This window comes from Mesorhizobium sp. B4-1-3, from assembly GCF_006439355.1.
Taxonomy (GTDB): Bacteria; Pseudomonadota; Alphaproteobacteria; order Rhizobiales; family Rhizobiaceae; genus Mesorhizobium.
Genome location: NZ_VFTG01000025.1, coordinates 67,753 through 77,872, shown reverse-complemented (window position 1 = coordinate 77,872; position 10,120 = coordinate 67,753). Strand labels below are relative to the sequence as shown.

8 protein-coding genes, 1 pseudogene and 1 riboswitch are annotated in these 10,120 nt (G+C 67.6%); of the genes and pseudogenes, 8 read left to right on the top strand and 1 reads right to left on the bottom strand.

All coding sequences use genetic code 11. The features are described 5' to 3' along the window. The 8 genes and pseudogenes from FJW06_RS24485 to FJW06_RS24450 form a co-directional block, all read left to right on the top strand. A pseudogene (locus tag FJW06_RS24485) lies at positions 1 to 245 on the top strand (crosslink repair DNA glycosylase YcaQ family protein); the annotation flags it as partial. Between the two features lie 30 nt (positions 246 to 275). After that, positions 276 to 480, top strand: a riboswitch (cobalamin riboswitch). A gap of 39 nt (positions 481 to 519) precedes the next feature. Next, a complete protein-coding gene (locus tag FJW06_RS24480) occupies positions 520 to 945 on the top strand; it encodes a DUF1636 family protein (protein WP_140755342.1) in 426 nt (141 codons plus the stop codon). A gap of 2 nt (positions 946 to 947) precedes the next feature. Next, positions 948 to 1,985, top strand: a complete 1,038-nt coding sequence (gene cobW / locus FJW06_RS24475; protein ID WP_140755340.1) for a cobalamin biosynthesis protein CobW — start codon at positions 948 to 950, stop codon at positions 1,983 to 1,985. Positions 1,986 to 2,002: 17 nt separating this feature from the next. Further along, positions 2,003 to 5,761, top strand: coding sequence for a cobaltochelatase subunit CobN (locus tag FJW06_RS24470; protein ID WP_140755338.1), 3,759 nt, complete (start codon positions 2,003 to 2,005; stop codon positions 5,759 to 5,761). Beyond that, complete coding sequence (cobG, locus tag FJW06_RS24465) at positions 5,758 to 7,239, top strand: precorrin-3B synthase (protein WP_140755336.1); 1,482 nt, start codon at positions 5,758 to 5,760, stop codon at positions 7,237 to 7,239. Before FJW06_RS24470 ends, cobG begins: the two co-directional genes overlap by 4 nt. Then, positions 7,240 to 7,872 (top strand): precorrin-8X methylmutase, encoded by a 633-nt coding sequence (locus FJW06_RS24460; protein WP_140755334.1) that lies wholly within the window; start codon positions 7,240 to 7,242, stop codon positions 7,870 to 7,872. After that, positions 7,869 to 8,627: a precorrin-2 C(20)-methyltransferase gene (locus FJW06_RS24455; RefSeq protein ID WP_140755332.1), complete on the top strand. Its 759-nt coding sequence runs from the start codon at positions 7,869 to 7,871 to the stop codon at positions 8,625 to 8,627. Before FJW06_RS24460 ends, FJW06_RS24455 begins: the two co-directional genes overlap by 4 nt. Further along, entirely contained in the window at positions 8,624 to 9,388 is a 765-nt protein-coding gene (locus FJW06_RS24450) for a precorrin-3B C(17)-methyltransferase (RefSeq protein WP_140755330.1), read from the top strand. Before FJW06_RS24455 ends, FJW06_RS24450 begins: the two co-directional genes overlap by 4 nt. On the opposite strand, the gene FJW06_RS24445 is transcribed toward FJW06_RS24450, so the two are convergent. Beyond that, complete coding sequence (locus FJW06_RS24445; RefSeq protein ID WP_140755328.1) at positions 9,352 to 10,119, bottom strand: cobalt-precorrin-6A reductase; 768 nt, start codon at positions 10,117 to 10,119, stop codon at positions 9,352 to 9,354. The two genes, FJW06_RS24450 and FJW06_RS24445, sit on opposite strands and share 37 nt — an antisense overlap. Between the last annotated feature and the right edge of the window lies 1 nt (position 10,120).

The window sequence follows — 10,120 nt, the reverse complement described above, 5'->3', positions numbered from 1 at the left end:
GCTATTATGTGCTGCCTTTCCTGCTTGGCGACCGCATCGTCGCCCGCGTCGACCTGAGAGCCGACCGCCCGGCCAGCGTGCTGCGCGTCCATGCCGCCTATGCCGAGCCCGACGCACCACCGGAAACGGCAGCCCAGCTCTTCGACGAACTGAAGCAGATGCAGGCATGGCTCGGCTTGGAAGCGATCGAAGTGACGCCGGCCGGCGATCTCGGACCGGCGCTGGCCGACATCGCGGTGTCGTAGCCGCGCGTTGACAGGCGCCTAGCCGTAAGCCTAAATCCTGACCCAGACGGTCTTCTCCCGGCAAAGGGAGGAGCCAAGAGGGAATGCGGTGCGGGCCAAAAGCCCAAATCCGCGGCTGTCCCCGCAACTGTAAGCGACGAGCCTCCGCCGAAAACCACTGGGATGTTCCCGGGAAGGCGGCATCTGAGGCGACGACCCGCGAGCCAGGAGACCTGCCGTCTGAGACTTTAAGTATCCGAATGCCCGGCGGGTTTTCCGGGCAAGGAGCCTGGTTTTGGATCGCAACGGCAGTTTCCCGGCTAACATCGCGGACATTTCGTCCGAGCCCGACGCGATGGCCGGCGTGACGGTCATCGTCTGTTCTTCCTGCCGCGACGAGACCGGGTCCGACGCCCATCCGCGCGCCGGCGCGCTGCTTGCCGAAGACACGCGCCGCGCGGCGTCGGGCGAGAATATCCGCATCCGCACTGTCGAATGCCTCGGCAACTGCAAGCGCCGGCTGAGCGCCGCGCTGCTGCGCGACGGCTGCTGGAGCTACGTCTTCGGCGACCTGGACACCACCAGCGGCGCCGACCTCGTCGCCGGCGCAAAGCTCTTCGCCACCTCGACCGACGGCCTGATCCCCTGGCGCGGCCGACCCGATTCCCTCAAGCGCGGCCTAGTTGCCCGCATCCCTCCCCTCGACATGCTGAAGGACTGACCATGAACGCTTCCGTTTCCCGCGTGCCCTGCACCGTCGTCACCGGCTTCCTCGGCGCCGGCAAGACCACGTTGATCCGCAACCTACTCGAAAACGCCAAGGGCAAGCGGCTGGCGATCATCGTCAACGAGTTCGGCGATGTCGGCATCGATGGCGAGATCCTGAAGGGCTGCGGCGTCGATATCTGCCCGGAGGAAAACATCGTCGAGCTCGCCAATGGCTGCATCTGCTGCACCGTCGCCGACGATTTCGTGCCGGCGCTCGACCAGATCCTGTCCCGCACACCGAAGGTCGACCACATCCTGATCGAGACCTCCGGCCTCGCTCTGCCGAAGCCGTTGGTGCAAGCCTTCCAGTGGCCGACCGTGAAAAGCCGCGTCACCGTCGACGGCGTCGTCGCCGTGGTCGACGGCCCGGCGCTGGCCGACGGCCGCGTCGCCTCCGACATGGACGCGCTTCAGGCGCAGCGCGCCGCGGACGATTCGCTCGACCATGACGATCCGGTCGAGGAGGTGTTCGAGGACCAGATCGCCTGCGCCGACCTGATCATCCTGTCGAAGAGCGATTTGATGGATGCGGCGGGCTCCGCCCGCGCCAACGCCGTGATCGGCGAGCATGTGGCGCGCGCCGTGAAAATCGTGCCGACCGCGCAGGGCAAGGTCGATCCCTCCGTGCTGCTCGGCCTCGGTCTCGCCGTCGAGGACGACATCGAGAACCGCAAGACTCATCACGACGACGAGCTCGACCACGAGCACGACGATTTCGACTCCTTCGTCATAGACATCCCGTCCGTCGCCAATCCCGACGAGCTGGCCAAGCGCGTCGCCCTTGCCGCCGAGCAGGAAAACGTGCTGCGCGTCAAAGGCTTCGTGGAGGTTGGCGGCAAGCCGATGCGGCTCCTGCTCCAGGCTGTCGGCCCGCGCGTCAATCATTACTACGACCGCGCCTGGACGGCCGAGGACGACCGCCGCTCGCGGCTCGTCGTCATCGGCCTCAAGGGGCTGAACCGCCCGGCGATCGAGCGTATCCTCGCCGGCTGAGGCAGATCCGAACCACGATGCACATCCTCGCCACCACATCCGCTTCGCTCGACGATCTCGCCGAGCCGATCGACCTCAGGCAGACGCCTGCGGATGTCGTGGCGCTGTCCTTCACCGACAGCGACCTCGCCGGCCTGGCCGCCGCCTGGAAGGCCGATGCTGCGCGGCTGCCCTCGATGCGGCTGGCGGCGCTGCGCGACCTTCGCCACCCGATGTCGGTGGACCTGTGGATCGACAGCGTCGCTCGCCACGCCAGGGTCGTCCTCGTCCGCATCCTCGGCGGCTATGACTGGTGGCGTTATGGCTGTGACCAGCTCGCAGCAGTGGCGCGCGAGCGCGGCATAAAGCTCGCGCTGCTGCCCGGCGAAAGCCATGACGAGGACCAACGCCTGATCGAAGCCTCCACCCTGCCGCTCGCCGAATTGGACGCCCTGCTCGGCTATTTCCGCGAAGGCGGTCCGGCGAATATGGCGGCACTGGTGCAACGGCTGGCGCGGCTGGCCGGGTCGGATGCGGCCGTGACCGAACCGGTGAGCGTGCCGAAGGCCGGGTATTATAAGCCGGGAGTTGGTGTCGTCGAGAAGCCGAACCTTTCAAGGGTCGGCATTCCTTCGCACCCCCCTCTGTCCTGCCGGCCCCCGCAAGGGGGGAGAGCAGCCGTCACCCAAGCCGGCTCTATCTCTGCTTCGTCAAATCTCGAGCTAGCTGAAACATCTACGGTTGGCGAAACCGTTGATGACAGGTCAATCTCCCCCCTTGCGGGGGAGATGTCCGGCAGGACAGAGGGGGGGGCGACGGAACTCGACGCTGGTAGCCTCAGCATCCCAGTTATCCCCATCCTCTTCTATCGCTCGATGCTGCTGGCCGCCGACGTCGCCCCGATCGATGCTCTCGCGGAAGCGTTGAAGCTGCAAGGCTTGGTCCCCGTGCCGATCTTCGTCTCCAGCCTCAAAGATCCGGCATCCCTGGCCTTCGTCGAGAATGCTATCGCAACATTGAGCCCCGCCGCCATCGTCACCGCCACCGCCTTCGCCTCCGGCGCGGAACCCGGCGCCGAGACCCTGTTCGACCGCGCCGGCGTACCGGTCCTCCAGGTCATCGTCGCCACCACCAGGCGCGAGGTCTGGGAGAAGAACCAGCGCGGCCTGGCGCCCGCCGATCTTGCCATGCACGTGGTGCTGCCCGAGCTCGACGGCCGCATCCTGGCCGGCGCGATCTCCTTCAAGGGCGAGATCGAGACCGACCCGGCGCTGGCCTTTCGAGCTTTCGCCAATCGGCCCGAGCCGGACCGCGTGGCGCAGGTGGCCAAGCGCATCGCCGCGTTTGTTCGCCTGCAGCGGGCGGATCGAGCCGAGCGCAAGCTTGCCATCCTGATCCCGGATTATCCGAGCGCGCCTGGACGGACCGGCTACGCCGTCGGGCTTGATGTGCCGTCAAGCGTGCTCGCCATGCTGCAGGACCTTAAGGAACAGGGCTATGCGGTTGAAGGGCTTCCGCAATCGCCACGGGAATTGTTGGATGCGCTGGAGGTGGGTGGGCTTGGCCTTGCCTTGACGGATTACGTTGTCTTTTCAGCCGAACTGCCGAGGGAAGCGCGAGCTTCAGTTGAGGCGGCGTGGGGCGAGGCAAAAGGGATAGATTCGAGCGAGGCCCCCCTCTCTGTCCTGCCGGACACCTCCCCCTCAAGGGGGGAGATTGCCCTATCACTACCGCTTTCGCCAATCGCCAGCGTTGTAGGTGGAGCGCCGGCGCCTGAACTGCCAATCTCCCCCCTAGAGGGGGAGATGTCCGGCAGGACAGAGGGGGGCGTGACAGAACGCCAGCCTTCGCAGCTAGCAAGCAAAACTACCTTCCCCTTCCGCGCCGCGACCTTCGGCAACGTGACTGTGGCGCTTGCCCCCGACCGTGGGCGCTCCGCCGACCGCCGCGCCGATTACCACGACCCGACGCTGGCTCCCCGCCACGAGCTGATCGCCTTCGGCCTCTGGCTGCAGAAATCGCTCGGCGTCCATGCCATCATCCATGTCGGCGCGCATGGCACGCTGGAATGGCTGCCGGGCAAGACCGTGGCGCTCTCCGAAACCTGCTTCCCCGAGATCGTCACCGGCTCGTTGCCCACCATCTATCCCTTCATCGTCTCCAACCCCGGCGAGGCGGCTCAGGCCAAGCGCCGCATTTCGGCCGTGACCCTCGGCCATCTGCCCCCGCCGCTGACCGGCGCAGGCCTCGACGAGGCCCAACAGAAGCTGGAACGGCTGGTCGACGAATATGCCCAGGCCGATGGTCTCGACCGCCGCCGCCGCGACCGCCTGGCAAAGCTGATCGTCGAGACGGCGCGGAAAACCGGTCTCGCCTCGGAAGCCGGCGTCGCCAAAACCGATCAGCCCGACGAAGCGCTGCGCCGCATCGACGCCTGGCTCTGCGACCTCAAGGATTTCGCTGTCAAGGACGGGCTGCATGTCTATGGCCGCGCGCCGGAGGACGAGGCCGATCCGCTGCGCCGGCAAAGCGCGGAAGCCGAAAAGGCCGCCCTGCTCGCCGCGCTCGAGGGCCGCCACATCAAGGCGGGTCCCGCCGGCGCCCCGGCGCGTGGCCGTTCCGATGTGCTGCCCACCGGCCGCAACCTCTTCACCTCCGATCCGCGCACCATGCCGACCCCGACCGCCTATGACCTCGGCCAGGCGGCGGCGGAGGAAGTGGTGCGCAGCCACATGCAGAGTCATGGCGACTGGCCGCGCTCGCTGGTCATCGACCTCTGGGGCTCGGCCTCGCTGCGCACAGGCGGCGAGGAAATCGCGCAAGGCCTGGCGCTGATGGGCTGCCGGCCGCAATGGGATGCCGCCACCGGCCGCGTCACTGGCATCGAGGTGCTGCCGCCGGCTGCGCTCGGCCGTCCGCGCGTCGATGTCACCTGGCGCATTTCCGGCCTGTTCCGTGACATGTTCCCGACCCAGATCGCGCTGATCGACGCCGCTGCAAGCGCCGTTTCGTCGCGTGACGAGGACGATTCGGAGAACCCGCTCGCCGCCGCGACCCGCGCCCAAGGCAAGGTCGGGCCGCGCATTTTCGGCACCTCGCCCGGCACCTATGGTGCCGGCGTCGAGGATCTGCTATCGCGCGGACAATGGGGCGCGCGCGAGGAGATCGGCCGCGCCTACCTCGATGCCACCTCGCACGCCTATGGCGGCGCCGATGGCGAGGCGATTCCGGCGCCCGGTGCTTTCGAGGGACGGATCGCCGAGGCCGACCTTCTCGTCCACACCGGCGACGACCCGGGCCGCGATATCCTCGAAGGCTCGGCCGACGTGGCTTTCATCGGCGGCTTTTCGGCGGCCCTTGCGGCGCTCGGCCGCAACGCCGACGTCATCGTGCTCGACACGACCGACCCAAAGAAGCCGAAGCCGCGTTCGGTCAGCGAAGCGGTTTCGCGCGTGGTCCGCGCCCGCGCGGTCAACCCGCGCTTCATCGCCGGCCAGATGCGCCACGGCCCGCGCGGCGCTTCGGAATTCGCCGAGACGGTCGACCGCCTGGTCGGCTTCGCCGAAACCACCCATGCCATTTCCGGCGCGCTGATCGAGGCCGTGCACGACGCCTATGTTGGCGACCCGGAAGTCCGTGCCTTCCTGCTGCGCGAGAACCCGGCGGCCGCCAAGGTCATCGCCGAACGGTTCCTCAATGCGCGGCGACGCGGCCTCTGGCATCCGCTCAGGAATTCCATCGACGATGATCTCGCGGCCTTGATCGCGGAAGCCCAGGCCAGTGGAGTGGCGGCATGAACGCCTTCTCGCGACGCGGCGCCTGCCCGGCCCTCAGCGCGCCGATGCAGACCGGCGATGGGCTGCTGGTGCGGCTCAATCCGGTCGCTGGAGGGCTTTCTCTTAAGTCGCTGATCGGACTCGCCGAATCCGCCCTGCGCCACGGCAACGGCATCATGGAAGTGACCGCGCGCGGCAGCCTGCAGATACGTGGTTTGACCGCCGAGAGCGCCCGGTTGCTGGCGGCCGAGGTGGACGCGCTGGGTATCGCGGTGCGGACCGGCGTGCCGGTAGAGACCGGGCCACTGGCAGGGATCGATCCGCAAGAGATTGCCGATCCGCGTCCGCTGGCGGAGCGGATCAGGGTGGCGATCGAAGAGACCGGGCTGACGGCAAGGCTGGGGCCGAAGGTGTCTGTGGTTATCGATGGCGGCGGACAGCTTACGATGGATGCCATGACGGCCGATGTGCGGCTGAAGGCCGTATGGGCTGGCGAGGATGTTCGTTGGGCCGTATCGGTCGCCGGCGACGCGCTTGGTGCAAAGCCGTTAGCCACTGTCGATGCGGATGCTGGGCGTGACATTACAGTTGCTGCACTCCGGATGGTCGCGGAAAAGGGCCGGGAGGCGCATACCCGCGATTTGTCGGAGCGGCAGTTGGCCTCTCTCGCAGGCTGGCATTCCTTCGCGCCCCTCTCTGTCCTGCCGGACATCTCCCCCTCTAGGGGGGAGATTGGCAGTTCCGGCGTCGGCTCTCCACCTTTAGCGTTGGACATTGGCGAAAGCCGACATGACAAGGCAATCTCCCCCCTTGAGGGGGAGATGTCCGGCAGGACAGAGAGGGGGGCGCGGGAACGCCAGCCTGCGGGAAGCCCCATTGGCACCTTCGCTCTCACGGACAGCCTCGCCCTCGGCATCGTCCTGCCTTACGGCAGCATGCCAGCCCAACCCCTTATCGATCTCGCCACCCAAGCAGCGGACCTCGGCGTTCCCGAAATCCGCCTTGCCCCCGGCCGCGCCCTGCTCTTCCTCGACCTCTCTCCGTCCGCCTGCGCCTCGCTGCAATCCTCCGCGGCCGCGCTCGGCTTCGTCAACGACCCCGCCGACCCGCGCACCCGCATCGCCGCCTGCCCCGGCACGCCGGCTTGCGCGTCCGGCCACATCGCCACCCGCGTCATCGCCGAGACGATTGCGAAACAAAGCGGCGACCTCCTCGACGCCTCGCTGACCCTGCACGTTTCCGGCTGCGCCAAGGGCTGCGCGCATCCCGGCACTGCCGCGCTCACATTGGTGGGCGACGAAAACGGAGCCGGACTTGTCGTGGACGGGACGGCAAAGGCCCTTCCTGCCGGATACAGGCCGGGCTATGACGCCGCGCGCGGCATCGCCGGCATCCTTGCCGCGCTGCAAGCGCAAAGACATCTGGGCGAAACCGCCGCCGCCTGCCTGGCAAGGCTTGGCGCTGCCGGCATCGCCGAACTCTATCGACGGAACCAATGAATGGCCGCCTACGACTATATTCATGACGGGATGGCGATCTACGAGCGCTCTTTCGCCATCATCCGCGCCGAGGCGGACCTGTCCCGCTTCTCCGAGGCGGAGGCCGACGTCGCGATCCGCATGATCCATGCCTGCGGCCAGGTCGAAGCCGCCGGCCATTTCGTTTTCTCCGACGGTCTCGTCGACGCCGCCCGCGCGGCGCTTGCCGCCGGCGCGCCGATTTTTTGCGATGCCGAAATGGTGGCGCATGGCATCACCCGCGCCCGCCTGCCGGCCGGCAACGAGGTGATCTGCACGCTGCGCGACCCGCGCACGCATGACATCGCCAAAGAAATCGGCAACACCCGCTCGGCTGCGGCCATCGACCTCTGGGGCGAGCGAATGGCTGGTTCCGTCGTCGCCATCGGCAACGCGCCGACCGCGCTCTTCTATCTGCTCGAAAAACTGCGCGACGGCGCTCCCAAACCCGCCGCGATCATCGGCATGCCGGTCGGCTTCGTCGGTGCCGCCGAATCCAAGGATGCGCTGGCCGAAAATTCCTATGGCGTGCCTTACGCCATCGTGCGCGGGAGGCTGGGCGGCAGCGCCATGACCGCCGCCGCCCTCAACTCTCTGGCGAGGCCCGGCCTGTGAACGCGAACGTGAAAGGCCGTCTCGTCGGCGTCGGCACCGGCCCCGGCGACCCGGAGCTTTTGACGCTGAAGGCAGCGCGTGCGCTGGCCGAGGCCGACGTCGTCGCCTATTTCGCCAAGCGCGGCAACAACAGCAATGCGCGCGCCATCGTCGAGACGCGCTTCCGCCAGGACATGATCGAGCTGCCGCTGCTCTATCCGGTGACGACCGAGATCGACAAGGATCACGACGACTACCGCGCGCAGATCACCGACTTCTACGAGCGGTCGGCCGAGCAGGTCGCCGAGCATCTTAGCGCCGGCAGGATGGTGGCGGTGCTGTCGGAGGGCGATCCACTCTTCTACGGCTCCTACATGCACCTGCATGTGCGTCTCGCGCACCGCTTCCCGACCGAAGTCATCCCCGGCATCACCGCCATGTCCGGCTGCTGGTCGGCAACCGGCCTGCCGATCGTGCAGGGCGACGACGTGCTGAGTGTGTTGCCCGGCACGATGAGCGAGTTCGAGCTGACCCGTCGCCTCGCCGACACCGACGCCGCCATCATCATGAAGGTCGGCCGCAACCTGCCGAAAATTAGGCGCGCGCTGGAAGCGACCGGCAAGCTGGCCAAGGCCGTCTATGTCGAGCGCGGCACGATGGCGGGCAGCGTCTCGATGCGGCTCGCCGAAAAGCCGGACGACAAGGCGCCCTATTTCGCCATCGTGCTGGTTGCCGGCTGGTCGGCCCGCCCAGGCGCCCTCGGGGCAAAGCCATGAGCGGCCGTCTTACCGTCATCGGTCTCGGACCCGGCAACGCCGACCAGATCACGCCGCAGGCTGCCAATGCCGTGGCCGAGGCTTCCTTCTTCTATGGCTACAAGCCCTATCTCGACCGGCTGGAGCTGCGGCCGGACCAGACCCGCATCGCTTCGGACAATCGCGAAGAGCTCGCCCGCTCCAACGAAGCGCTGGCTAAGGCCGCAGAAGGCCACAACGTCGCCGTCGTTTCCGGCGGCGATCCCGGCGTCTTCGCCATGGCCGCCGCCGTCTGCGAGGCGATCGAAGCCGGCCCCACCGAATGGCGCGCCATCGACCTTTCGGTCGTTCCGGGCGTCACCGCGATGCTTGCCGTCGCCGCCCGCATCGGCGCGCCGCTCGGCCATGACTTCTGCGCCATCTCGCTGTCCGACAATCTGAAGCCGTGGGAGCTGATCGAGCTGCGCCTGTTGGCGGCCGCCGGCGCCGGCTTCGTCATCGCGCTCTACAATCCCATCAGCAAGGCTCGCCCCTGGCAGCTCGGCCGCGCCTTCGAATGCCTGAAGGCGATCCTGCCCGGCACCACGCCGGTGATCTTCGGCCGCGCCGCCGGCCGGCCGGACGAGCGCATCGAGGTTTTCCTGCTGGCGGACGCCGATGCGGCAAAAGCCGACATGTCGACCTGCATCATCATCGGCTCGCCCGAGACCCGCATCATCAAGCGCGGCGAACAACCCGCGCTGGTCTACACCCCGCGTTCGGCGACCGGATCGAAAAGATGATCCACCCTTGCCGCCAGTTGATCGACGGTTTCGGCCGAAGGAACGTCCGGCAAAGGCGGTCGGCGGATCATGACCACTTCGATGCCGAGCCCCCGCGCAGCGGCGATCTTGCCATAAGTCGCCTCGCCGCCGCTGTTCTTCGAAACGACGGCATCGACGCCGTATCTCTCGATCAACGCCCGTTCCTCTGGCTCTGGAAATGGCCCGCGCGCCAAAAGGTAAAGCGCGTCGGGCACGGCAAGCTTCGGCTCGACGGGATCGACGCTGCGGATCAGGTAGCGGTGCCGCGGAGCGGCCTCGAAGACGTCGGCCTCCTGCCGGCCGATCGCGAGGAAAACGCGGCGCGGCGCCTCGCCAAGCGCCTTCGCCGCCTCCGCCGCGCTTTCGACCAGCGTCCAGCGATCACCTGCCACTGGCTCCCAGCCGGGGCGCCGCAGCGCAAGGATCGGCACGCCGGACTGCCGCGTCGCTTCGGCAGCGTTTGCCGAGATGCGAGCGGCGTACGGATGCGTGGCGTCGATCAGCAGATCGATCCTGTTGTCGCTGAGATAGGCGGCCAATCCGTCCGCGCCGCCAAAGCCGCCGACACGCAGCGGCACGCCTTGCGCGACGGGGCTTTCGGTGCGGCCGGCAAGCGACAGCGTGACCGAGAAATCCGTGCGGCGGGCGAGCTTTCCCGCCAATTGCCGGGCTTCGGTCGTTCCGCCGAGGATCAGGATACGATGGGTCATT

Coding starts and splice junctions, on each gene's coding strand:
- cobW (WP_140755340.1), top strand. CDS start 948: ATGAACGCTTCCGTTTCCCGCGTGCCCTGCACCGTCGTCACCGGCTTC.
- FJW06_RS24470 (WP_140755338.1), top strand. CDS start 2,003: ATGCACATCCTCGCCACCACATCCGCTTCGCTCGACGATCTCGCCGAG.
- cobG (WP_140755336.1), top strand. CDS start 5,758: ATGAACGCCTTCTCGCGACGCGGCGCCTGCCCGGCCCTCAGCGCGCCG.
- FJW06_RS24460 (WP_140755334.1), top strand. CDS start 7,240: ATGGCCGCCTACGACTATATTCATGACGGGATGGCGATCTACGAGCGC.
- FJW06_RS24450 (WP_140755330.1), top strand. CDS start 8,624: ATGAGCGGCCGTCTTACCGTCATCGGTCTCGGACCCGGCAACGCCGAC.
- FJW06_RS24445 (WP_140755328.1), bottom strand. CDS start 10,119: ATGACCCATCGTATCCTGATCCTCGGCGGAACGACCGAAGCCCGGCAA.